The sequence below is a fragment of the Parasedimentitalea nitratireducens genome (assembly GCF_057444295.1).
The window spans coordinates 179,414-202,718 of sequence record NZ_JBYAXC010000004.1 but is presented as its reverse complement, the minus strand read 5'-3'; the positions used below and the strand labels follow the sequence as shown (position 1 = coordinate 202,718).

18 protein-coding genes and 1 tRNA gene are annotated in these 23,305 nt (G+C 55.8%); 7 read left to right on the top strand and 12 right to left on the bottom strand.

Annotated features, from left to right (window positions below; all coding sequences use genetic code 11):
• Positions 1-30: 30 nt before the first annotated feature.
• The 8 genes from AC2T28_RS14630 to AC2T28_RS14595 all read right to left on the bottom strand — a co-directional run bounded on the left by AC2T28_RS14630 (position 31) and on the right by AC2T28_RS14595 (position 7,729).
• Complete coding sequence (locus AC2T28_RS14630) at positions 31-1,026, bottom strand: aldo/keto reductase (protein ID WP_486748743.1); 996 nt, start codon at positions 1,024-1,026, stop codon at positions 31-33.
• Positions 1,016-1,996, bottom strand: coding sequence for a sugar-binding transcriptional regulator (locus tag AC2T28_RS14625; RefSeq protein ID WP_486748744.1), 981 nt, complete (start codon positions 1,994-1,996; stop codon positions 1,016-1,018). The genes AC2T28_RS14630 and AC2T28_RS14625 overlap by 11 nt, the downstream gene beginning before the upstream one ends.
• Positions 1,997-2,010: 14 nt before the next feature.
• Positions 2,011-3,009 carry an ABC transporter permease gene (locus AC2T28_RS14620; protein ID WP_369410526.1) on the bottom strand — a complete coding sequence of 333 codons (999 nt, stop codon included), beginning with the start codon at positions 3,007-3,009 and terminating at the stop codon, positions 2,011-2,013.
• A gap of 11 nt (positions 3,010-3,020) precedes the next feature.
• On the bottom strand, positions 3,021-4,541 hold the full coding sequence (locus AC2T28_RS14615) for a sugar ABC transporter ATP-binding protein (protein WP_167681816.1): 1,521 nt from the start codon (positions 4,539-4,541) through the stop codon (positions 3,021-3,023).
• Positions 4,542-4,630: 89 nt separating this feature from the next.
• Positions 4,631-5,647: a substrate-binding domain-containing protein gene (locus tag AC2T28_RS14610; protein WP_486748745.1), complete on the bottom strand. Its 1,017-nt coding sequence runs from the start codon at positions 5,645-5,647 to the stop codon at positions 4,631-4,633.
• A gap of 767 nt (positions 5,648-6,414) precedes the next feature.
• Positions 6,415-6,500, bottom strand: a tRNA-Leu gene (locus AC2T28_RS14605).
• Positions 6,501-6,589: 89 nt separating this feature from the next.
• Complete coding sequence (locus AC2T28_RS14600) at positions 6,590-7,132, bottom strand: tetratricopeptide repeat protein (protein ID WP_486748746.1); 543 nt, start codon at positions 7,130-7,132, stop codon at positions 6,590-6,592.
• A 126-nt stretch (positions 7,133-7,258) separates the two neighbouring features.
• On the bottom strand, positions 7,259-7,729 hold the full coding sequence (locus AC2T28_RS14595; protein WP_486748747.1) for an Lrp/AsnC family transcriptional regulator: 471 nt from the start codon (positions 7,727-7,729) through the stop codon (positions 7,259-7,261).
• 120 nt (positions 7,730-7,849) lie between these two features.
• Between AC2T28_RS14595 and putA the strand changes: the two genes are divergently transcribed.
• Both putA and AC2T28_RS14585 read left to right on the top strand, forming a co-directional pair.
• The gene (gene putA / locus AC2T28_RS14590) at positions 7,850-11,257 is read left to right on the top strand and encodes a bifunctional proline dehydrogenase/L-glutamate gamma-semialdehyde dehydrogenase PutA (protein ID WP_486748748.1); all 3,408 of its coding nucleotides are present in this window, start codon (positions 7,850-7,852) and stop codon (positions 11,255-11,257) included.
• 46 nt (positions 11,258-11,303) lie between these two features.
• A complete protein-coding gene (locus AC2T28_RS14585; RefSeq protein ID WP_486748749.1) occupies positions 11,304-12,077 on the top strand; it encodes a rhomboid family intramembrane serine protease in 774 nt (257 codons plus the stop codon).
• A gap of 72 nt (positions 12,078-12,149) precedes the next feature.
• Here AC2T28_RS14585 and AC2T28_RS14580 read toward each other — a convergent pair whose 3' ends face one another.
• The gene (locus tag AC2T28_RS14580) at positions 12,150-12,935 is read right to left on the bottom strand and encodes an inositol monophosphatase family protein (protein ID WP_486748750.1); all 786 of its coding nucleotides are present in this window, start codon (positions 12,933-12,935) and stop codon (positions 12,150-12,152) included.
• 178 nt (positions 12,936-13,113) lie between these two features.
• On the opposite strand from AC2T28_RS14580, the gene AC2T28_RS14575 reads away from it, so the two are divergent.
• Positions 13,114-14,154: an NADP-dependent oxidoreductase gene (locus AC2T28_RS14575; protein WP_486748751.1), complete on the top strand. Its 1,041-nt coding sequence runs from the start codon at positions 13,114-13,116 to the stop codon at positions 14,152-14,154.
• A gap of 108 nt (positions 14,155-14,262) precedes the next feature.
• Here the strand turns inward: AC2T28_RS14575 and AC2T28_RS14570 are convergent, their stop codons facing one another.
• Positions 14,263-15,168 (bottom strand): LysR family transcriptional regulator, encoded by a 906-nt coding sequence (locus tag AC2T28_RS14570; protein WP_486748752.1) that lies wholly within the window; start codon positions 15,166-15,168, stop codon positions 14,263-14,265.
• Positions 15,169-15,262: 94 nt separating this feature from the next.
• On the opposite strand from AC2T28_RS14570, the gene metF reads away from it, so the two are divergent.
• Both metF and AC2T28_RS14560 read left to right on the top strand, forming a co-directional pair.
• Positions 15,263-16,129, top strand: coding sequence for a methylenetetrahydrofolate reductase [NAD(P)H] (metF, locus tag AC2T28_RS14565; RefSeq protein WP_486748753.1), 867 nt, complete (start codon positions 15,263-15,265; stop codon positions 16,127-16,129).
• A 52-nt stretch (positions 16,130-16,181) separates the two neighbouring features.
• Positions 16,182-16,673, top strand: coding sequence for a PaaI family thioesterase (locus AC2T28_RS14560; RefSeq protein WP_486748754.1), 492 nt, complete (start codon positions 16,182-16,184; stop codon positions 16,671-16,673).
• 14 nt (positions 16,674-16,687) lie between these two features.
• On the opposite strand, the gene AC2T28_RS14555 is transcribed toward AC2T28_RS14560, so the two are convergent.
• Both AC2T28_RS14555 and AC2T28_RS14550 read right to left on the bottom strand, forming a co-directional pair.
• A complete protein-coding gene (locus AC2T28_RS14555; RefSeq protein WP_486748755.1) occupies positions 16,688-17,761 on the bottom strand; it encodes a DUF2235 domain-containing protein in 1,074 nt (357 codons plus the stop codon).
• Positions 17,762-18,203: 442 nt separating this feature from the next.
• Positions 18,204-19,355, bottom strand: coding sequence for a type III PLP-dependent enzyme (locus tag AC2T28_RS14550; protein WP_486748756.1), 1,152 nt, complete (start codon positions 19,353-19,355; stop codon positions 18,204-18,206).
• Positions 19,356-19,463: 108 nt separating this feature from the next.
• On the opposite strand from AC2T28_RS14550, the gene AC2T28_RS14545 reads away from it, so the two are divergent.
• The gene (locus tag AC2T28_RS14545; RefSeq protein ID WP_486748757.1) at positions 19,464-19,895 is read left to right on the top strand and encodes an Lrp/AsnC family transcriptional regulator; all 432 of its coding nucleotides are present in this window, start codon (positions 19,464-19,466) and stop codon (positions 19,893-19,895) included.
• Positions 19,896-20,012: 117 nt separating this feature from the next.
• Positions 20,013-23,099 carry a valine--tRNA ligase gene (locus AC2T28_RS14540; RefSeq protein WP_486748758.1) on the top strand — a complete coding sequence of 1,029 codons (3,087 nt, stop codon included), beginning with the start codon at positions 20,013-20,015 and terminating at the stop codon, positions 23,097-23,099.
• Positions 23,100-23,305: the final 206 nt, after the last annotated feature.

Sequence of the window (23,305 nt, the reverse complement as noted above, 5' to 3'; positions counted from 1 at the left end):
CGTTTTCTTGTTGTCGGTTTTCAGTTCTGGTTAGCCGTCGAGGTTGGTCAAATGAGTCCCGGCGGCGGCGGTAATAAGCTCGATGTCCTGTTGTGAAAGTCTGATGCGTCCTGCAGCGGCATTCTCGCGGGCCTGGTCTGCGTTGCGGGCACCGCAGAGTGAAAAGGTGATGCCGGGTTGCTGCACAGTCCAGGCAATCACCGTCTGCGCCAAGGTTGCGTTATGGGCATCGGCAACAGGTGCGATCTCTACCATCAGCGCCGCAATCTTTTGCCGGTTTGCCATTGAAAACCGCGGGTTGTCCTTGCGCTGATCATCGCCCGAGAATTCCCGGTCCGGTCCAACCTTGCCACTTAGCAGACCCAGTGCCAGCGACGAATAACTTAGCGCCGAAACACCGTGTTCCGCACAGAGCGGCAGTAGCGAGGTCTCGATGTCACGTTTGACCATGCTGTATTCTTCTTGGATTGCATCCAGCTGCCCCGCTGCAACATAGGCAGCCACATCATCTGCGCTGGTGTTGCTGGCCCCAATCGAGCGGATCTTGCCCTGTTGCTTCAGGGCTTCCAGCGCCTCCATCGTTTCGGCGATGGGGGTAGTCGGATCCTGCCAATGGGTGATGTAGTGGTCAATATAGTCGGTTTTCAGCCGTGTCAGGCTTTGCTCAACCTCGTAGATGATCGCATCTTTACCTAGATAGCGGTGCACTGGCTGACCGTCATAATCAAAGAAGTGATTGCCCTGCTGGCTATGCCAGACCAGCCCACATTTGGTTGCCAAAACAACCTTATCACGGCGCCCAACCAAGGCTTTGCCGACAATCTCTTCTGCCAGTCCCTGACCATAAGCAGGCGCAGTGTCGATCAGGGTGACACCTTCGTCTACGGCCGTATGAATAGCCTCGATCGACTGCGCTTCGTCAGTGCCGCCCCACATCCAGCCGCCAATGGCCCATGTGCCCAGACCAATCACCGAGGCTTCGATCCCGGATGCCCCAATTGGGCGTGTTAGCATTTCATGCGACATGTTTTGACCTTTCCATAGTCTCTAGCACCGCGTTGACGGTCTCTTCGTCCAGGACCAGTGAATCCAGGAAATTTCCATTAAGGACTGCCCGTATGGGCCGTGTTTTCTGTTCCCCGGCGGCAATACCGATCACGGTGCGGCAGGCTTCCAGCTCGCTCGGGTCCAGTGCCACCAGACGCGAGTTCAGTTCATATTCAGCAAGACGCCCGTTTTCGCCGATCAAATGCGCCATGAATTCAGCGGCAACACCCATGCCGACCAGCATCTTGCGGTCTGCTTCGGGCACTGGGTTCAGATCGTAATAGCTGGACCCGCTCGGCTCGACGGAACCCACACCGACCAGCGCCACATTGGCACTGCGCGCCAGATCGAACACTTCTTTGGTCGAAGCCATGCCTTTGAGCATATCCCTCTGGTTACGGCTTTCGGCAAACAGCGGCGCGTGGATCAGCATCGGTGTACCACCCAGCCGTTCGGCCATTTGCGTCGCAAGATGGTTCACATCCGTATAGAACTTGCCCTGAACCCCGCCGGTCAGCGGCACAACAGTCACGTCTATGTTACGCTCAGGTGACAGGTTCTCGACCACGGCACTCACCGCCTTACCGCCGGTGATCGCAATGACATCACCATCGCGGACAGTTTCCAGCAGCATATTTGCAGCGGCCCGACCAACCTGTTGCAGCGTGGTGTTCGGATTGCCCGACACTGTTGGTGTAACCATCGCGCCATTAAGCGCAGTTGCCCCGACCAAGCGGTTTTCCAAATCTGCCAGTCGCTGGAACGGGCTTGTGACATCAATCTTGACCATGCCCTGCTTGCGCCCCTGCGCAATCAACCGGTTCACCTTGGACGTTGACAGGTTCAACCGTTTAGCAATCTCTGACTGCTTTAGGCCTTCGACGAAATGAAGCACCAACACGGTGTGGATCTGCCGCGAGAGTTCGAAATCTGGGATACGTTCTGACATTTCTCTGCCCTCCCCTATCCGCGTTTCTTGTGCAGGTAGTGGTCAACCGACACCGCCGCCAACAAGATCGAGCCGCGAATGATGTCCTGCCAGTAGACCGACACATCCAACAGAGCCAGCGAGCTGGAGACTACAGACAGCAGCACCACACCAAGGATGGCGCCAAAGATGGTCCCGGACCCACCGGTCAGGCTGGCGCCACCAATTACCGCTGCAGCGATCACGTTCAGTTCCATCCCCAACCCAAAGGTGGGCTGCGCCGAACCAAACCGTGCCATGTAGATAATGCCTGCAAACCCAGCTAGCGCCGAGCACAGTGTGGTGGTCAGAAAGATCACTTTCTTGGTGCGGATACCGGAATAGGCTGCGGCCTTTTCATTGCTGCCCGTATAGAAAACTTTGCGAAACACGGTGGTACGGCGCAGCATGAAATCGAACACCAGTACCACAACCAGGAAGATGATAATCACCAGCGGGATTGGCCCGATTGTGCCCTGACCAATGAATTTGAATTCAGGCGGCAGCGTGTACAGCCCCAGCGGTCGCCCGCCAGTGCCCAGCAAACAGGCCCCCCGTGCGATCACCATAATCGCCAGTGATACAATGAAGTGATGCAGCCCAACTCTGGTGACAAAGAACCCCATAAAGGCCCCAATGGCGGTACAGGCCGCAATCGCAATGGCCGAGGCCACCCAGGGGTCAATACCCTGCAGGAATAGCCAACCAGCAATCACCATCGACAGTGCGGTGACCGAGCCAACCGACAGGTCGATCCCGCCCGAAATCAGCAAGATGGTCATTCCAACCACCACAATGCCCTCGACCGCAAAGGCCATCACCATGGCCCGCATATTCACCCAGGTCAGGAAATAGGGCGAGGCAAAGGACATAATCACAAACATCACCAGAATGATCGCAATCAACCCGGTTTCGCGCATCCGCAGCAGTTTGTGCAACGTACTGGTCGTTGGCTCTGCGGGTGCCGGAGCTGCTATTTCCATCGAGTTGTCCACCTTGCTCTCCCTCAGGCCATCAGTTCTTGGGCATCCAGGCCCGAAGCCAGATGCATAATGTTTTCTTCGGTAATCATGTCGCCCTCGACCACCCCGCCGATGCGTCCCTCGCGGACCACCAGTACCCGGTCGCTAACCCCGATCAGCTCGGGCAGTTCAGACGAGATCACCACGATGCCCACGCCACTGCGGGCCAGATCGCGCAGGATGCGGTGGATTTCAGCCTTGGCGCCGACGTCAACGCCGCGCGTGGGTTCATCCAAGAAGATGAGTTTGGGGTTCACCGACAGCATCTTGGCAATTGCGACCTTTTGCTGATTGCCACCCGACAGCGACGAAACTGAGTCTGACAGCTGACCGCATTTCAGGTTCAGCTTGTTGCCCAGTCTTTCGGCTTGCCCGTCCTCTAACTCGCGATTGATCAGCCCCAACGGACTGGCCACCTGTTCCAGTTTCAGGGCGGACACATTGTTAGAGATCGGCATATCCAGAAAGATACCATCGCCTTTTCGATCTTCGGACAGATAGACCATCCCAGCGGCAATACTGTCTTGATAATGTTTCAGATCAAGCGGCTCGCCATTCAGGCTAACGTCTCCGGAAACATCCCCGTCCAACCGGCAAATGCCTTTGACGATCTCGCTGCGCCCAGAGCCGATCAACCCGGCAATGCCGAGGATCTCACCCTTTTTCAGCTGGAACGAGACATCGCTGAATCGTTTGTTATCCGTCAGCCCCTGCACATCGAGGATTATGTCTTCTGATTTATCTGCCAGCGCCTGCTTGTCCGGATACAGGTTCTCGATCACCCGGCCAACCATGGCGTTCACCACATCGGCGGGTTCAATTTCATCGACATTGCACGTGGTGATGTACTGACCATCGCGGAACACCGTTACCCGATCACAGTTGTCAAAAATCTCGACCATACGGTGCGAGATGTAGATGATAGCTATGCCACTGTCGGCCAGCCGCCGCATGATACCAAACAGCACCTGCGCCTCTTTCTCGGTCAGCGCCGCAGTGGGCTCATCAAGGATCAAAACCTTACAATCCAGCGTCAGCGCCTTGGCGATCTCAACCAACTGCTGGTTCGAAATCGATAGGTCTCGCACCAGAACAGATGGATCAATGTCGCTCAACTGCCGGAACACATTGCGTGCCTTGGCTTCCAGACCTTTGTAATCCATCAGGAACGACCGACTAATATTGGTGGTCGACATGTATATGTTTTCAGCCACAGACACATCCGGGCATAGCGCAATCTCTTGATGCACAAATCCGATGCCCAGCTTCTGCGCCTTGGTCGGAGAACTGATCCGGACAGGTTTCCCATCCCAGACAATCTCTCCGCTGTCCGGTTTTAGAATGCCGTCGATGACATTCATCAGGGTGGACTTCCCTGCCCCGTTTTCGCCCGCCAATGCATGGATTTCACCGCGACGCAGTTCAAAATCAACACCCCGAAGCGCGCGAATGGCGCCAAAGGATTTGCTGACATTTGAAATTCTGAGGATCACGTCGTCTGGCATGGTCAGGGTTCAGTCTGGTTGGGTTTCAGAAATTGGCAGGCCGCTGCATATTTGGGCAAGCGGCCCGCCAAGAATGGTCAGGTTAGCAATCAGCTAGGATCGCGACCGTCCATGTAAACATTCAGATCAAAGCTATCTGCATTCGCCTTGGTGATGACGGAGAACCCGTTGTCAACAAAGGGGATCTGCATCGGGTTGTAGCCCGAGGTCTTGTAGTCGTTGAACGGATCAAAGACTTCTGAATGCGCTGCCAGGAAGGTGGACATGAAACCCATGAACCCCTGCATAGCCTGGTTCGGGTTCAACGCCATGTGGATGTTGCCCGCTTTGATATGCTCCAGAGTGGTTGGAGTAATATCGGCATGCATCACCAGAACTTCGGCCTTAGCTTCCAGAATGGCTGCGACTGCACCCTCTGCAGAGCCCGCTTCAGGGATCCACAAAGCGCCCAGATTTGGGTTGGCTTGCAAGATAGATGCGGTGGCGCGGTAGGCAGCGGTGCTGTCCTGATTGGTGGCCTGACGACCGACCAGCTTCATGTTTGGATAGTGCTTTTCCATATAGGATAGAAGCGCAGTAACCCGCAGATCGTGGTTTGACTGACCCGGGTTTTCCAACACCGCAAATTCAGCACTGTCGCCAATCTGGCTCACGATCTCTTCTGCGGCGAACTTGGCCTCGGCCAGGTTGTCCGACGTGATATAGGCTGTCCGCTTTGACTTGGGTGAATCCGCGGCAAAGGTTGCAACCTCAGTACCACTGTCGATTGCGCGGTCGATCGGTTCGATGAACGGATCCGACTGCATCGGATGCACCAGAATGCCGGCCGGTTGTTTGACCATATCCTGTTCAAACGACGCGATCTGCTTGGTGATGTCGTAATCCGGAGTGCCCGAGAACACAGTCTCACAGCCAAAGGCCTCGGCGGCCTGCTTGAACCCCTGGTAGACCGGAACCCAATAGGGGTGTCCCGAGACCATGACGTTCATGATATATGTCTCTCCCGGTTCACAGCGCAATCCACCTTCGGCCTGTGCCGAGGTAACGGAAATAACCGAGGCCGTCATGGCGAGAGACGCCAGAATTCCAGTAACTTTATGCTTCATCATCTTACTCCTCCCTAGAGCATCTGAATTGAAGGTTCTTTTCACGATGGCACGGATGCGCCGGACTTCGGTATTTATTTCACATACCGCAAGAAACTTCACCACTGATGGGTAAAAGCCAAGTTGGGACGGGTCAACGGCTCTGTAAAAAAATCGCAATCGATGAAATAAATTTCACACCAAGGAGCAACACAAAACAAAGTCACTATTCATGAAACCACCGAAGCTGACCTTACTCAATGGGGATTGCCTTGGCCCGAATTCAAAATGTTCCATCTCTGATTGGTTCCAACCACTTGCCCGAAGACTTCGTCTAATGTCTTGTCTGAGTTGTTTCGACCGAGATAAGCAGATGCATGTCAGAGTGCCAACCTTCAGTGCTAGCTACACTGCCAGTTTCAAGAACCAACCAAGCTGTACACTACAACTGGCGATTTATTGCGCAGTATTTCATCATATTCCAAGTTGGGAAGACTGCCGCCGGACCGAACACCTCACTTTTCGCCCTAACAGAAGTTCCAAACACTAACGACATAACAGTAAGCCTCGGTGCAGAAATTTACCCAGCAGTCTGTGACGAAGCCATCCTGCAGCTAGTTCCGCACTTTCAGTCCAAGACGAGGGCGGTTGCATATTGACCAAAATATGTAAGCTCAAAAGCCTCATTGAAGACTGGCAGCCTAGCAAAGTCCAGATGGCGGGCTAGGTGGCGGGTAGAATACTTTTTCAAAAAAACCGCTAAAAAACAATTCACTAAAGAGCGGAAGTGGTGCGGGCGGTGGGACTCGAACCCACACGGGCATACGCCCCTCAGATTTTAAGTCTGGTATGTCTACCATTCCATCACGCCCGCGCGCGATCTGCCAAGGCAAATCACCCGTTCAGGTCTAGCCTTGCTCTGCGCTGGGGACAATCGGTTTTATGGCGACTTGTAAATTTTTCTCACAACTCAATCTCTTCGACCGGAACCGGTGCTAGAGGACCGCCCGGAGCCAGCAGGGACCGTTCGGGCAACCAAGGGTTCAGCGCCAAGGCCGCTTTGAGTGCCTCGCGTGCTTCGTCAGTGCGTGACAGGCCGAATAATGCCAACGCACGCCCGCTTAATGCAGCGACGTGTCTGGGTGACAGCTCAAGTGCTCGGTTCAGATCCGTCAGTGCCGATTCGTAGTCTTCTTTTATAAAGTGGACAAAAGCCCGTTGATTGTAGCCTTCGGCATAGGTCGGACAATACGCCGTTAGAGTATCAAAGTCCTCTATTGCGCCAGCAAAGTCATAGGTTGACCGCCTCGACATCCCCCTATCTAGAACTTGCTGCGCTTGCTCATTCGGCGCATCCGCCCAATACTCCCACATCTGATGAAACGAGTTCAGAGCGGAAACTTCATCTGGTGCCTGCTGAACCTGTTCGATCAGTTGTTCCAGCAAGGCAGAGTGATCCGGGGGCTGCGGACAGTCTTGGGCCCACGTGTGCTTCGCAGGCAGCATCAAGACAGAGCACAACAGCGCTAAGCGGGGGGCGGCTGGCCATGACGTCATTGCAAACATAGATAATAATCTGCACCGCGAATTGTCACTATCAAGTCAACTGAGCGTGCGGTGGTGTTGCGCCAATCACAGGGAGGCAATCGCCCCTTCTTCTTTGACGGCCTGCATTGCAACATAGGTTGATGTTGATGACACATGCGGAAGGGTCGAGATTTTTTCAGCCAACACCATACGATAGGCCACCATCGACCGCGTGCGAATTTTCAAGAGATAGTCAAAGTTTGACGCAATCATGTGTGCCTCTTCAATCTCGGGCACCTTGGCAACAGCGGCATTGAAAGCCTTCAACGCAGTTTCTCTGGTATCATTCAATCGCACCTCGACAAATGCAACGTGGTCCAGCCCCAACTGGATCGGGTCTACAAGGGCGCGATATCCGGTAATGATCCCCTCCGCCTCTAACCGTTTCAGGCGCGTTTGTGTGGGCGATTTCGACAGGCCAATCCGGCGCGCCAAATCTGCAATCGATATCCGCCCCTCGCCACCTAAAACGTTCAGAATCGCCTGATCAAACTGATCCAGCTTTGAAGAGTTCATTTGCACTGCCATTCCCTCTATTTTCGACACGATCACCCTATAATTTCAAATATTCAGGCGAATGTCCCGCAGAATTGTCAGTAACCTTACTGAAACACCCGAGTTACTGGAGACCCGCTGATGGCACACACCACTTCCCTTCGCCACACCATCGACGCGATGACCTATACCGATCAGGCCGATGTTCGTGATCAGTTGGTGGTAACGGCCGCCCTGTCCGACGATGACCGCGCTCGCATCTGTTCTAATGCAGCCGCTCTGGTGCGCGACATCCGCGGGCATTCGGCCCCTGGATTGATGGAAGTGTTCCTGGCCGAGTACGGCCTGTCCACCGACGAAGGCGTCGCCTTGATGTGTCTGGCCGAGGCGTTGTTGCGGGTGCCTGATGCCGAGACCATCGACGCGCTGATCGAAGACAAAATCGCGCCATCAAATTGGGGCAAGCACCTGGGTAAGTCATCCTCGTCTCTGGTCAACGCCTCAACCTGGGCACTGATGCTGACCGGTAAGGTGCTGGACGAAGAGCGCAGCCCGGTTGGTGCCTTGCGCGGTGCGATCAAGCGCATGGGTGAGCCTGTTATCCGCACCGCCGTTAGTCGTGCCATGAAGGAAATGGGCCGACAATTTGTGCTGGGGGAAAGCATCGAAGGTGCCATGAAGCGCGCCAGCGGCATGGAAGCCAAAGGTTATACCTATTCTTACGACATGCTGGGCGAAGCTGCTCGCACCGAGGCTGATGCAGCCCGCTATCACCTGAGCTATTCCCGCGCAATATCCGCAATTGCGGATGGCTGCACCAGCGATGACATCCGTGAAAACCCAGGTATTTCGGTCAAGCTGTCAGCGCTGCATCCACGCTATGAGTTGGCGCAAGAGACCAGCGTGATGGAACAGCTGGTGCCACGCTTGCGGGCGCTGGCGCTGCTGGCTAAGGCCGCAGGCATGGGGCTGAACGTGGACGCCGAAGAAGCCGACCGCTTGTCGCTGTCGCTGGAGGTGATCGAGACCGTGTTGGCGTCCCCCGCACTGGCCGGCTGGGATGGTTTTGGCGTTGTGGTTCAGGCCTATGGCCCCCGTGCTGGGCTGGCACTGGATGCGCTGTACGATATTGCCGAACGCCATGACCGCAAGATCATGGTGCGACTGGTCAAGGGCGCCTATTGGGATACCGAGATCAAACGTGCGCAGGAAATGGGCATCGACGGTTTTCCGGTATTTACTTCTAAGCCATTGACCGACGTGTCTTACATCGCAAACGCCCGCAAGCTACTGGGCATGACAGATCGTATCTATCCGCAGTTCGCCACCCACAACGCCCATACCGTCAGCGCCATTCTGCACATGGCGCAAGATGGTCAACCGTATGAGTTCCAGCGCCTGCACGGCATGGGTGAAACCCTGCACCAGATGGTGTTGGAGCAGAACAAAACCAACTGCCGCATCTACGCACCCGTCGGCGCCCACCATGATTTGCTAGCCTATTTGGTACGCCGCCTGCTGGAAAATGGAGCCAACAGCTCATTCGTGAACCAGATCGTCGACGAAGACGTCTCGCCCGATGTTGTTGCCGCTGATCCGTTTGACATGATTGCAGACGTCAGCCGCACTATTGCCACTGGCCCAGAGCTGTTTGCGCCTGAGCGCATCAATTCAAAAGGGTTCGATCTGGCCCATGCGCCATCACTGGAGCACATTGAACAGGCCCGCGCGCCGTGGATCACTCACAGCTGGAACGCTGCCCCGCTGCTCGCTCAGGACGCCGCACCACGAGACCCCGAAGATGTCACCAACCCCAGTGACCTCACATCGGTAGGTCAAGTGACTACCGCTAGCGAGGCAGACACCGCAGCGGCTTTGACAGTTGCCACTTCATGGGACGCGCCTGCCGAGGTTCGCGCTGCGGCATTGAACAAAGCCGCTGATCTATATGAAGAAAACTTTGGGGAGTTGTTTGCGCTACTCGCTCGAGAAGCTGGAAAAACCCTGCCCGACTGTCTTTCCGAACTACGCGAAGCCGTAGACTTTCTGCGCTATTACGCCGCCCGTATTCCGGCCGAAGGTAAACCCGCAGGCGTGTATACATGCATCTCGCCGTGGAACTTTCCGCTGGCCATCTTCTCGGGACAAATTGCTGCTGCGCTGGCAACCGGCAACGCCGTTCTGGCCAAACCAGCAGAACAAACCCCACTTATTGCCTATCGCGCAGTTTCGCTGATGCATGAGGCGGGTGTCCCCCGCTCGGCCCTTCAACTGCTCCCCGGTGGTGGTGCAGTTGGGGCTGCTCTGACCTCGGATGCCCGTGTGAATGGCGTGGCCTTTACCGGTTCCACTGCAACCGCACTGAAAATCCGCGCCTCCATGGCTGATAACCTGCGCCCTGGCACTCCGTTGATTGCAGAAACCGGCGGTCTGAACGCGATGATTGTCGACAGCACTGCCCTGCCCGAACAAGCCGTGCAGTCCATCGTCGAAAGCGCTTTCCAATCCGCAGGTCAGCGTTGCTCGGCCCTGCGTTGTCTGTACGTGCAGGATGATGTTGCCGACAACGTGTTGACCATGTTGACTGGTGCTATGGAAATTCTAAGCCTTGGCAGCCCGTGGCAGCTCAGCACCGACAGTGGCCCCGTCATTGACGAGGCCGCACGCGCAGGTATCTTGGCGCATATTGAAACAGCCCGTTCCGAGGGTCGCCTGCTGAAACAGGTCGCCGCCCCAACCGAAGGCACCTTTGTTCCGCCGACCTTGATCGAAATTTCGGGCATCGCGGCGCTAGAGAAAGAGATCTTTGGCCCAGTTCTGCACGTCGTCCGCTTTAAAGCCAGCCACTTGGATCAGGTGATCGACGATATCAACGCCACTGGCTATGGGCTGACCTTCGGCCTCCACAGCCGAATTGACGACCGGGTTCAACATGTCACCGACCGGATTGAGGCGGGTAACATCTACGTCAACCGCAACCAAATTGGTGCGGTGGTTGGCAGCCAGCCCTTTGGCGGCGAAGGCTTGTCGGGCACCGGTCCTAAAGCAGGTGGCCCCAACTACCTGGCCCGGTTCTGCGACCCTGATCGCCAAGCCAGCGACGTCAACTGGCGGCATAACCAAGACGATATGCCAACCCCAACCGGCTCCCCTGACAGCCCAATCACGCAAAGCCTGCCTGGCCCAACTGGCGAGAGCAACCGGCTTACGCTAGAAGCACGTCCTCCGCTGCTTTGCATGGGTCCTGGCCCAGACACTGTGACGGCTCAAATCAAAGAGGTTGTCCGAAATGGCGGCACAGTGATGCAAGCCACCGGCATGCTGTCCTCTGAGCAGTTGAAACAGATCCAGGGTATCTCGGGTGTTCTGTGGTGGGGTGACGAAGAAACAGGCCGGACGATTGAGCAAGCCCTGGCCAAACGTGACGGACCGATTATCCCTATGATCCCCGGTCACCCAGACCGCGCCCGCGTGGTTGGCGAGCGCCATGTCTGTGTTGATACCACCGCGGCAGGCGGCAACGCCGCTCTTCTTGGTGGTGAAGAGTAAAGCTTAACCTCTTGACGCTGGGTCTTTTTCGGCCCAGCGTCGGCCTATGTTTCCTTTACGCGATCACAATCCGTCCGGCCGCACCCCCTACGTCGTCTACACTTTGATGGCACTGAACATTGTGGCCTTTGGCTATTATTCTGTCACCTTTGACACTCAGGTGGAACTTGCGCGGTTCTATGACGCATATGCGCTCATCCCGACCGAGATTGACGGCTCCAGCCGCCTCTCGCCGCTTATTAGCTCTATGTTTATACACGGCGGCTTTATGCATCTGGTGGGCAATATGCTGTTCCTGTGGATCTTTGGCGACAATATGGAAGACGAAATGGGCCACCTGCCCTTTCTGTTTTTCTACCTCGCCAGCGGTATCGGGGCTGGGTTGATCCACGTCGCTTCAAACCCCTGGTCGCAAATTCCAACCATTGGCGCATCGGGTGCAGTTGCCGGTGTCATGGGGGGCTACCTATTGCTGTTCCCACGTGCGCGTATCGACATCTTGCTGATCCTTATCATCTTCTTCCGCATCTTCACTATCCCTGCCTATCTGATGCTAGGTGTGTGGCTTGGCATGCAATTCCTAGGCTCTCTCAATGCAGACAGTAGTCAGGGCGGTGTCGCCTATTGGGCCCACACCGGTGGTTTCGCTGTTGGCTTTCTGTTGACCATCCCTTTGTGGTTAAAACGCGGAGGACCGGATTTCTGGGGCAAAACACAGGGGCACCCGCCCCACCCCGAAACAACATACAGCGCCAGCCGTATACCCCGTATCCCGCGAAAAGGCACAGCACGGACGCCTTGGGGTAAAAATGGGGAATAGCATCTAAATGCGCAAACAAAAACGCGCGTCAGGAACCCCGGACGCGCGTTCGATACTCAATTGTTAGCGATGTTAGCCGCGGATCACTTTGGCAAAGGTCTCAAAAATCGGCTCGTTGGCGCAGATAATTTCGCCGTCTTCAACGATGTTATCTTCGGGGTCGATGCCCTGCACCAGACCGCCGGCCTCTTGCACCAGAATGATACCAGCAGCCAGATCCCACGGTTTCAAACGGCGTTCCCAGAAACCCTCGTAACGGCCAGCCGCAACGTAAGCCATATCCAGTGACGCAGCCCCCCAACGGCGCACACCTGCAGTCGCAGGCAGCAGTCGAGCCAGATCCTTCAATGTCGCGGGCAGATCAGCGCGACCAGCAAAAGGCAGACCAGTGGCAAAAATGCTCTCGATCATCCGGTGCCGACCGGAGGCGCGGATGCGGCTTTCGTTCATCCAGGCGCCTGTGCCTTTTTCGGCAAAATACATCTCGTCTTTGGCGGCATCAAAAATCACGCCAGCAACGATCTTGCCCTTGTGCTCAAGCGCGATCGAGATTGCCCAGTGTGGCAGGCCGTGCAGGAAGTTTGTGGTGCCATCCAGCGGATCAACAATCCAACGCCGGGTTGGATCCTGTCCTGGAATCTCATCACTCTCTTCAGCCAGCCAGCCATAGGTTGGGCGCGCACCCAGCAGTTCTTCTTTCAGGATTTTCTCAGCCGCGATATCCGCCTTGGACACAAAGTCCCCAGCGCCTTTCACCGACACCTGCAGGTTTTCCACTTCACGGAAATCCTTGACCAAAGACTTGCCAGCCTTGCGGGCGGCCTTGAGCATGATGTTAAGATTCGCGCTGCCGATCATATCGGGCTCCTGTCTGGTCACAGAGATGTTGGTCAAAAGCTGCCTATACGCCGCCTTCCCTCCCTTGCCAAGGGGCAATCCCATTCAGCTTTTCCGCAACGTTAACGATTGCCGCACTTGCCCCTTCGGCAACTAAACTACACAGTTCAGAAAATTACAGGTCAGCCCCGGAGAAACCATGTCAGATAAGATGCAAAGAATTGTATTGGCCAGTCGCCCCACCGGCGCCCCAACACCCGACAATTTCAAACTCGAAACCTGCGATCTACCAGCTCCAGGCCCAGGCGAGGTTTTGGTCAGAACCCACTATATGTCGTTGGATCCTTATATGCGTGGGCGGATGGACGACGCCAAATCCTATGCCGCCCCCGTGCCCCTTGGTGGTACAATGGAGGCCGGCGCCGTTGGCGAGGTGATCGCCTCTAACAGCGCCGCGTTTCAGCCCGGGGACTTTGCCTTTGGGATGTTTGGCTGGGCCAGCCATGGCTGTCTGCCAGCCAATCAATTGCAAAAACTCGACCCAACCCATGGCCCCCTCACTGCCGCGCTAGGCGTCCTGGGCATGCCGGGTTTTACCGGCTGGCATGGCTTGAACGCTTACGGCAAGCCCAAAGCGGGGGAAACTCTGGTTGTCGCGGCGGCCACTGGTCCGGTTGGATCCATGGTTGGACAGCTGGCCAAGCTGGCAGGCCTACGTACAGTTGGAATTGCTGGTGGCGCCGAAAAATGTGCACTGGCAACAGAAACTTTTGGCTTTGACGCCTGCCTGGACCACCGCGCCTATCCGAACGCAGCCTCGCTACGCAAAGATCTGGCGACTGCATGTCCCGATGGCATCGATGTCTACTTCGAAAACGTGGGCGGCAAGGTGCTTGAGGCTGTCATGCCGCTGATGAACAGCAACGGCCGCATTCCCATCTGTGGCATGATCAGCTGGTACAATGCTGGCGGACTGGGTGCTGGCGCATCAGATCTCGGGCTGTCGGCTCCGGGGATCTGGCGCAACATTCTGGTGAAATTTCTGTCGGTGAACGGATTTATCATCTCAAACCATTTCGACCGCTATCCAGAGTTCCTGAAGGAGGTCGCACCAAAGGTCGCCAAAGGTGAGATCCGCTTTATCGAAGACATCGCTGAGGGCCTGGAGAACGCCCCAGAGGCCTTCATGTCGATGCTAAAAGGCGGCAATATGGGTAAGCAAATGGTAAAACTGATCTGAGCCAGAAGGCCAGTGGTGCGTGCAAGCACGCCCCCTACACCTGTCTCAACGCTTTGCGTTTTGTGTAGGGTGTGTGCTAGCACGCACCAATGCTGGTCCCATTCGCAACTATTGCAGCTGCAGTTTCCGCGCCTCGACCTTCGCCAGGCGGATCAGTTCCTGCATATAAGGCTTGTCGCGATCCTCGCTGCGGATCGCTGCATACAAACTGCGGGTTATACCCTTTTCGGTCAGCGGACGGGTGACATAATCAGACGAGTACTTCACCTCGCGCACAACCCAATCCGGCAGTACCGACACGCCGCGATTAGATGCAACGAGCAGCAAAATAACCGCCGTCAGCTCCACCTGACGAATAGCAGTCGGCTCAACCCCGGCTGGAATCAATAGTTGGCTAAAGATATCCAGTTTGGTTTTCTCGACCGGATAGGTGATCAACGTCTGCCCCAAGAAATCCTCGGCCTCGACATAAGGCTTAACCGCCAACGGGTGTTGAGCAGAGGCGACAAATACCGGGGCATAATCAAACAGCTCGATGAAATCGACACCCGCAATATCTTCGGGGTCTGATGACACAACAAGGTCCACCTCCTCCTTTTGCAGCGCTGTCAGCGCGTCAAAAGCCAGACCGGGCTTGATATCCACATCCACATCCGACCAGCTTTTGCGAAAGCCTTCGAGCACGGGAAACAGCCACTCAAAACAGGCATGGCATTCGATGGCGATGTGCATTCGGCCCGTATGGCCATCGCGCAACGCCGTAAACTCGGCCTGCATGGATTCGACCTGCGGCAGCACCTGCTCGGCCAAACGCAACAACCGCAATCCAGCCGCCGACAGTTTCATCGGTTTGGTGCGACGCATGAACAGCTCGACCCCGGCCTGATCCTCTAACCCTTTGATCTGATGGCTTAGTGCGCTTTGGGTGATGTTCAGCTGATCTGCTGCACGCGCCAGCCCCCCGGCCTCATGTATGGCCTTAATTGTTCGCAGATGACGAAATTCGATGTGCATCCTGTCGTTTCACTCATGTTGTTCTTGAGAATTATGAATTTGTTTCACAATACGTGACATGCAACAAGGGGTGAGTTGAATAGGAGATGCCCAAATGACGACGCCCGAGATTTCTTTCGAGTTCTTTCCGCCGCAGAACCTCGAGGCCTCCTTTCGGCTCTGGGATACCGTACAGGTGCTTTCTCCACTGGACCCGCGCTTTGTGTCGGTGACCTATGGTGCCGGTGGAACAACCCGAGACCTAACTCGTGATGCGGTTGCCACATTGCACAAGTCATCTGGCCTAAACGTCGCGGCCCACCTGACCTGCGTCAACGCCAGCAAAGAAGAAACCCTGGCCATTGCTGATCAGTTTGCAATGGCTGGCGTCAAGGACATCGTTGCCCTGCGTGGCGATCCGCCAAAGGGCGCAGGCGGTTTCACACCGCATCCAGAAGGCTTTGCAAACTCAGTTGAACTGATCGAGGCCCTTGCCGAAACCGGCAAGTTCAATATCTGCGTTGGTGCCTATCCCGACCCCCACCCTGAGGCTGCCAATGGCGATGCTGATGTAGAGTGGCTCAAGCGCAAGATGGATGCAGGCGCAACCGAAGCCCTGACCCAGTTTTTCTTTGAGGCCGAAACGTTTTTCCGCTTCCGCGACAAATGTGTGAAGGCCGGTATCGATCACCTGATCACCCCCGGCATCCTGCCTATTGAAAACTGGAAAGGTGCCCGCAACTTTGCGCGCCGTTGCGGCACGCATATTCCGGCCTGGGTCGAAGAGGCGTTTGAAAAGGCCCAGCGCGATGATCGCGAAGATCTGTTGGCCACAGCAATGTGTACCGAACTCTGCTCGGATCTGCTGGATGGCGGTGTAGAGAAACTGCACTTTTACACGCTGAACCGCCCCGAGTTGACCCGTGATGTGTGCCACGCTCTGGGCGTGACACCAAAAGTCTCGCTCGAGAACGTGGCGTAAAACTTGCCCGCGCTCCGGCGCGTTCCTAGGGTCCGCTCAAAAGGAACGCGCCATGTACTATGCCCAGTCTTTTGACGACTTGCTGAAGCCCAGCCAGATTTCTGAAATATCAGGACTGGAGTTTATGACCGGCATGCTTGAAGGGCGGCTACCTGGTCCGCCCATTGCCCAAACCCTTGGTTATCATCTGTTGAGTGTCGAGCCGGGACAGGTAGTGTTTCGCGGCACGCCTGAGTTTGGAGTGACCAACCCAATGGGAACTGTGCACGGTGGCTGGTACGGAACCTTGTTGGATAGCGCGATGGCCTGTGCGGTGATGACACGTGTTCCCAAGGGATCCGTTTATACAACGCTTGAATACAAGATAAACATCCTGCGCCCTATCAAACTGGGTATGATCATAGACTGCATCGGAGTGACCGAACACGTTGGTCGCTCAACCGGGGTTGCGCGGGCTGAAATTCGCGGTGTCGAAGATGGCAAGCTTTACGCCACAGGTTCGACGACGTGCATCGTGATGAATCTGAAAGGCGCCGCAAACTGATCAATTGTGAAAGTTCAGCGCGCCGCTCTTGAACGCAGGGCTTGCATCCCCGTCGCTTTGCTTTCGGAAGCTGCACCAACACTGCTATGCAGTCGTTCGCTACTGTCCAAGCCGACCCGGCGGCGACTGCGCAGCAGGAATATTTTACCCCAGCCGCGCCAGGTGCCAACCGAGGGTGCCTTGGGGTCGACCGGAAACTGCAACCGCCAGTTCTGAGGCAGCGGCAGTCCACAGTTTTCTGCTTTTTCCAGCATCCAAACCAACGGAATATTGGCCAAAGGACGTGTCTCTTCGTGATTGCCCAGTTGTCCGCCGACATCACCATGCGCACCGCGAAACCAAACCTGTTCCACATGTCCTCGCCATCCAGCAGGGCATTCCCATAACACTGGCTCAAACACTTGGCGGGTTTCATCCAGTGCCAACGCATGAAATCCATTTCGAATGCTGTGACCCAGTTGGTGGTCATGGAAGTCATGTTGCATTTCTGCCCAGCGCCACAAAATTGGCAAACGCAACCCTAACGCCTTAACGGTTTCCCACACGCCAATCATTTCTATCTCAGCACCATCATGGCAAAAGGCTCGCTTAAACTGATCCGACGCTTCGCTCCCCTCCCCTTGGTAGTGCCGATAGGCGGTGCGGATATTTCGCACCGTGGCATGTTCAGCCTTTAGTAATCCAACTTGGTCAATCACTCCAGCAAGTGACCTGACAGCAAAAGCGCCACGCGAATAGCCCATCAGATAGATCCGATCACCAGGTCGGTAGCGCGACGCAAGATAGCCATAGGCGCGGCGGATCTGCCTATTGATTCCACGTCCCATCATGACATCAAGTGTCGAGCGCCAGTTTTGCCATTGCACCCCGGCCTCATAGAACACTGACACCTGGCCGCTCATCTGTTGGCACAATTGATAAGTTGTCCCGGCATGAGTTTCGTGACCAGGTTCCAGTGTCGACATAGTCCCGTCCAGAATAATCACATGGGCCATTGGGCCGCGTTGTTTAGTTTCTGCCGAATGTTCTGAGCGAAGGGGGCGACCAAGCCACCCCAAAACCCGTCTACTCAATTTCGTCAGGAACATTCCAACTTCTTTCTTTCACTTGAGCCCTGCTAATCGCGCGTTGTAGCGCAACCAAGGTACGCTTCTGCATCGGTTCGACACTTCGAATGCCAGAAGCAAAAATGTAGGTAGCAAAGCACCCAGCTCTTTATTTCGAGTTTCTTGAGCTACAAGAATATAGGTAGGGCTATTATGGCCCCTTGCCCCTGTTCTGTTTCTCACCGCGGTTTCACAGCCGGGTCGACGCGAGAAACTCTACTGCGCCTTAGCAACAGAATTGCCGAAAATTCTTTCTATATCGTAACGATTGAGAACGCCGTGCCGCTCCACATGGTCGCACCTTGGAACTTTTGGGAGTCATTCTTGCGACCATAGCAATTGCTTGCCCCCTGAAATCAGATGGCAAGCGCGTTTTGTTACACAAGATAGCCATTGCCCGCGCTTTTGCGGACCTCAGTTCGTGTTAAGTCGAAGCTGGTGCTTCCAGTTCAATCACCGTCACCACATCAGACAGGCCATAGCCATTAAACTGGGTGCTCATTGATGAAGAATAAGCACCCAATCCCGGTAGCAGAACATAGTCACCAGCCTCGGCATCGGCCGCCAGTGGCAACCCATCGGGCAGGCGATCAAGGCTGTCACATGTGGGTCCAAACACCACACGCGGCTTCGCAGCAGCGGTACGATGTGAGCCGTCACCAGCCACAACAAAAACACGCCCAGGCAGCCCCATATCACGAATATCAACGAGCCCGCCATAAATGCCGTCATTCAGGAACACCAACTCACCTCCATCGCGGATCCCTTTGATCCGTGCAGCCAGGGTAAAGGCCTCGGACACCATTGCCCGCCCCGGTTCGCAGATCAATGTTGGCAGATCTTTGCCAAACGCAGCCTCGACAGCATCGGCAATTGCATAAAACGTATGCTCCAAGTCGGGGGCAATACCATCGCGATTTGCTGCAAAGCCACCGCCTACATTCAATCGGTCAATCTTGACACCTGCGGCCTGACAAATCCGACCAGCCTCAGCGATGTAAGCAACCCAGGCATTTGCATCTTCGCATTGCGTACCGGGGTGGAAACACAGTGACGGCGTCCAGCCTTCTTCGGCGACACGTTTCAGCAACTCGATTGCTTGCTCCGGCTCGGCACCAAACTTGCTGCCAAAATCATAAGCCGCCCCTTCCACCGGCATGGCAAACCGCACTGCAATTTCGCAGTCACGCGGAACGTCAGCCAGTTTTTCCAGCTCGCTCATTTCGTCGATCGACCAGCTATCAATGCCATGCTCAATACCGGCCTTGATTTCCTCAATCGAGCGAACAGGATTGTTGTAATGCATAGCCGCGGTTTGGCTAGCAGCACGCACCGCTGCCATCTCGGCAGGCGACGCCACATCAAACGCACCAATCCCAGCTGCCACCAGATTAGACAACACGGCAGGATGGGGATTGGCCTTAACCGCATAGGTTACCAAGCCAGGAAACCCGGACTGAAACCGCGCTGCGGTCTGGTGCAGAACCCGAGGCGAGAAATACAGCACAGGATGATCCGGCTGACGGCGCGCCAAATGTGTTTCAGGATCATGCCAAAGCGGAGAAATTTGCTGCATTTCGAATACACCTCGTAGTTTTTCCCCAGTTTCGGAAAATGACCCGTCGAAATATCCCGACACTCCGACTATTTTGACCAAAACTTACGTCACATCGACGAGGCGACCATGCAACCTGACGAAACCGACCAAAAACTGATGAATTTGCTGCGCGAGAACGCACGCAGACCGGTGGCCGAACTGGCCCGCCTGCTTGGGCTGGCACGCACCACTGTACAGGCCCGGATCGACAGGCTTGAAACCACAGGCGTCATTTCTGGTTACACACTGCGCGCCTCTCTTTCTGATCGCCCCCCACTACAGGCCACGGTCTTGATCTCAATCGAACCTCGCTCCGGCCCCGAAGTCCTCGCCCGGTTGCGCATCCTGCCCGGTGTCCAGGTGGTCCATACCACCTCGGGTCGGTTTGATCTGCTCGCCCAAGTGGTCGCGCAAACCACAACCGAGCTGGATGAAACCATCGATAGTATCGGCGAGGCGCGCGGCGTGAAGTCCTCTGAAAGCCTGATCCACCTGGCCACCAAGCTGGACCGCACCTGAACAACTGTTTCGTCCATTCTCACTGCCGTTGGTCCAGCGATGTCCTTCTCCCTTCCCCTTGGCGCGCCTATTGGGTAAGTGGGACACAACCAAGGATACCGACGCAGGACAAACGCAATGGCGATGGAAAAGACATTCAACGCGGCCGAAGCCGAAGACCGGCTGTACAAGGCCTGGGATGAAGCAGGCTGTTTCAAGGCAGGGGCAAATGCCAAGCCCGGCGCCTCTTCCTATTCGATCATGATCCCACCGCCCAACGTGACCGGCGTGCTGCACATGGGCCATGCGTTCAACAACACCCTGCAGGACATCCTGATCCGCTGGAAGCGCATGCAGGGGTTTGACACCTTGTGGCAGCCGGGCACTGACCACGCAGGCATCGCCACCCAGATGGTTGTCGAGCGTGAACTGGCCCGCACCCAACAGCCGTCGCGCGCAGAACTGGGCCGCGAAGAGTTCCTGAAAAAGATCTGGGAATGGAAAGAGAAATCCGGTGGCACTATTGTTGAGCAGCTGAAGCGCCTTGGTGCGTCGTGCGACTTTGACCGCACTGCATTCACCATGTCCGGCGCTCAGGGTGATACCCGCACAGGTCACGAAAACTCGCCCAACTTCCATGATGCCGTGATCAAGGTCTTTGTGGACATGTACAACAAGGGCCTGATCTATCGCGGCAAGCGGCTGGTTAACTGGGACCCGCACTTTGAAACCGCGATTTCTGATCTTGAGGTCGAAAACATCGAAGTTGCCGGCCACATGTGGCACTTCAAATACCCGCTGGCAGGTGGCGCAACCTACACCTACGTCGAAAAAGACGAGGACGGAAATGTCGTGCTCGAAGAAGAGCGCGATTACATTTCCATCGCCACCACCCGCCCGGAAACCATGCTGGGCGATGGCGCGGTTGCGGTACACCCGTCGGACGAGCGGTATGCGCCCATCGTAGGCATGCTCTGCGAAATTCCGGTTGGCCCCAAGGCGCAGCGCCGTCTGATCCCGATCATCACCGATGAGTACCCGGACAAAGACTTTGGCTCGGGCGCGGTGAAAATCACCGGCGCGCATGACTTCAACGACTATCAGGTTGCCAAGCGCGGCGGCATTCCGATGTACAACCTGATGGACACCAAGGCCAATATGCGCGCCGATGGTGCGCCTTATGTTGACGAGGCCGCCACCGCGCAGGCCATCGCCAATGGTGAGGCTGAGTTCACCGAGGCCTCCATCGCCGCGATGAATCTGGTGCCCGAGGAATACCGTGGCCTGGACCGGTTTGAGGCCCGCAAACGTGTGGTGGCCGACATCACCGCCGAAGGTCTGGCCGTGATGCAGACCGTCACCAAGACGGTCAAGGACGAGGACGGCAACGAGACCGAGGTTTCGGAAACCGTGCCTTATGTCGAGAACAAGCCGATCATGCAGCCCTTTGGCGATCGCTCCAAAGTGGTGATTGAGCCGATGCTAACCGACCAGTGGTTTGTTGAGACCGACAAAATCGTCGGCCCGGCGCTGGATGCGGTGAAGAATGGCGATGTAAAGATCCTGCCGGAAAGCGGTGAAAAGGTCTATTATCACTGGCTGGAAAATATCGAGCCCTGGTGCATCTCGCGCCAACTGTGGTGGGGCCACCAAATCCCGGTTTGGTATGGACCAGCGCTTACAGACGATGAAGAAGGAATCACTTACGGCAAAATGAAGGCATTCTGTGCTGCTTCTGTTGAAGAAGCCCTTGCCCTCGCTGGTAAGTACTACAATGGTACAGGATTTGAACCAGTTACAGATTCTGGTGAATATACCGATCAAGAAATTGCAGACGAATTCTTGGCAAACAAAAAGGTATTGCTAGACCGCGACCCCGACGTGCTGGACACATGGTTCTCCTCCGGCCTCTGGCCCATCGGCACCCTCGGCTGGCCCGAAGACACCGAAGAGCTGCAAAAATACTTCCCAACCTCGACCCTGGTCACCGGTCAGGACATCCTGTTCTTCTGGGTTGCGCGAATGATGATGATGCAAATGGCGGTTCTGTCGGACCGTCCAGTTGCGGAAAAAATCCCGTTCGACACAGTCTACCTGCATGGCCTTGTGCGCGATGCCAAGGGCAAGAAGATGTCGAAATCCACCGGCAACGTTGTTGACCCTCTGGAAATCATTGATGAATACGGCGCCGACGCGCTGCGGTTCACCAATGCGGCCATGGCCAGCCTTGGCGGTGTGCTCAAGCTCGACATGAAACGGATCGAGGGTTATCGCAACTTTGTCACCAAGATCTGGCAAGCGTCCTCTTACGGTGACAGCCAGATTGATGCCTTCAGTGCCGAGCGTGGGGCCGAGCCACCCAAAGCCACCCTGCCCCTGAACCGCTGGATCATTGGTGAAATCGCCAAACTGCGTGAAGAGGTGGATGGCGCGTTTGAGGCCTATCGCTTTAACGACGCCGCCAATGCGCTTTATTCCTTCTTCTGGAACAGCTTCTGTGCGCGCTATCTAGAATTCACCAAGCCGATCTTCTTTGCCGACGATCAACCCGCCAAGGACGAAACTCAGGCGGTGTATGCCTGGGCCGTGGATCAGGCGCTGATCCTGATGCACCCGATCATGCCATTTGTGACCGAGGAAATCTGGAACGTCACCCAGGGCCGTGGCTACGAGGCTGGCGACGCTTCGCAGATGTTGGCACATGGCACATGGCCAACCTACTCGGCAGCCGATCTGGTGGACGCTGATGCCGAGCGCGAGATGAACTGGGTGATCGCAGTAATCGACAACATCCGCTCAGCCCGTGCACAGCTAAACGTACCCGCCGGTGCCAAAGTTCCGATGCTGGTGACCGAGATTGACGCCGCTGGTCAGGCTTATTGGGATCGCAACGGCGAGCTGATCAAACGCTTTGCTCGCATTGAAAGCCTTGAGGCGGCCGACACCCTGCCCAAGGGCTGTATTTCCATCGGTGCCCCCGGCGCGTCCTTCGCGCTGCCACTGGCCGAGATCATTGATGTCGCAGCCGAAAAAGCCCGCCAGGAAAAGAACCTTGGCAAGTTGATGAAAGAGCTCGGTGGCCTGCGTGGCCGGTTGAAAAACCCCAAGTTTGCGGATTCGGCCCCAGCCGAAGTGGTCGCCGAAACCCGCGCTAACCTGGAGTTGCGCGAAGAGGAAGAAGCCAAGATCAAAGAGGCGCTGGCACGTCTGTCTGAAATCGGCTGATCCCACGCCGATTTGTTATTAAAACGCCCGCCCTTTGGTGGGCGTTTTTGCTTTTAGCTGCACCAAACCCGGTCCAGTCCTATCTGTGTAGGGTGTGTGCTTGCACGCACCACTCCTTGCCAATCGTAACAGGGGGAAAAATTGTTCCAGCATCTCATTGATATAAGAACAGTTTTACTCCAGCCTGCACTCCAGAATTAGGGAGA

Bases quoted from the DNA above. Each gene is read 5' to 3' on its own strand.
- AC2T28_RS14600 (WP_486748746.1), bottom strand. From the start codon at position 7,132: ATGCTGCCTGCGAAGCACACGTGGGCCCAAGACTGTCCGCAGCCCCCG.
- AC2T28_RS14550 (WP_486748756.1), bottom strand. From the start codon at position 19,355: ATGCAGCAAATTTCTCCGCTTTGGCATGATCCTGAAACACATTTGGCG.
- AC2T28_RS14615 (WP_167681816.1), bottom strand. From the start codon at position 4,541: ATGCCAGACGACGTGATCCTCAGAATTTCAAATGTCAGCAAATCCTTT.
- AC2T28_RS14630 (WP_486748743.1), bottom strand. From the start codon at position 1,026: ATGTCGCATGAAATGCTAACACGCCCAATTGGGGCATCCGGGATCGAA.
- AC2T28_RS14610 (WP_486748745.1), bottom strand. From the start codon at position 5,647: ATGAAGCATAAAGTTACTGGAATTCTGGCGTCTCTCGCCATGACGGCC.
- AC2T28_RS14585 (WP_486748749.1), top strand. From the start codon at position 11,304: ATGTTTCCTTTACGCGATCACAATCCGTCCGGCCGCACCCCCTACGTC.
- AC2T28_RS14560 (WP_486748754.1), top strand. From the start codon at position 16,182: ATGTACTATGCCCAGTCTTTTGACGACTTGCTGAAGCCCAGCCAGATT.
- AC2T28_RS14545 (WP_486748757.1), top strand. From the start codon at position 19,464: ATGCAACCTGACGAAACCGACCAAAAACTGATGAATTTGCTGCGCGAG.
- metF (WP_486748753.1), top strand. From the start codon at position 15,263: ATGACGACGCCCGAGATTTCTTTCGAGTTCTTTCCGCCGCAGAACCTC.
- AC2T28_RS14595 (WP_486748747.1), bottom strand. From the start codon at position 7,729: ATGAACTCTTCAAAGCTGGATCAGTTTGATCAGGCGATTCTGAACGTT.
- putA (WP_486748748.1), top strand. From the start codon at position 7,850: ATGGCACACACCACTTCCCTTCGCCACACCATCGACGCGATGACCTAT.
- AC2T28_RS14555 (WP_486748755.1), bottom strand. From the start codon at position 17,761: ATGTTCCTGACGAAATTGAGTAGACGGGTTTTGGGGTGGCTTGGTCGC.
- AC2T28_RS14625 (WP_486748744.1), bottom strand. From the start codon at position 1,996: ATGTCAGAACGTATCCCAGATTTCGAACTCTCGCGGCAGATCCACACC.
- AC2T28_RS14575 (WP_486748751.1), top strand. From the start codon at position 13,114: ATGTCAGATAAGATGCAAAGAATTGTATTGGCCAGTCGCCCCACCGGC.
- AC2T28_RS14580 (WP_486748750.1), bottom strand. From the start codon at position 12,935: ATGATCGGCAGCGCGAATCTTAACATCATGCTCAAGGCCGCCCGCAAG.
- AC2T28_RS14540 (WP_486748758.1), top strand. From the start codon at position 20,013: ATGGCGATGGAAAAGACATTCAACGCGGCCGAAGCCGAAGACCGGCTG.
- AC2T28_RS14570 (WP_486748752.1), bottom strand. From the start codon at position 15,168: ATGCACATCGAATTTCGTCATCTGCGAACAATTAAGGCCATACATGAG.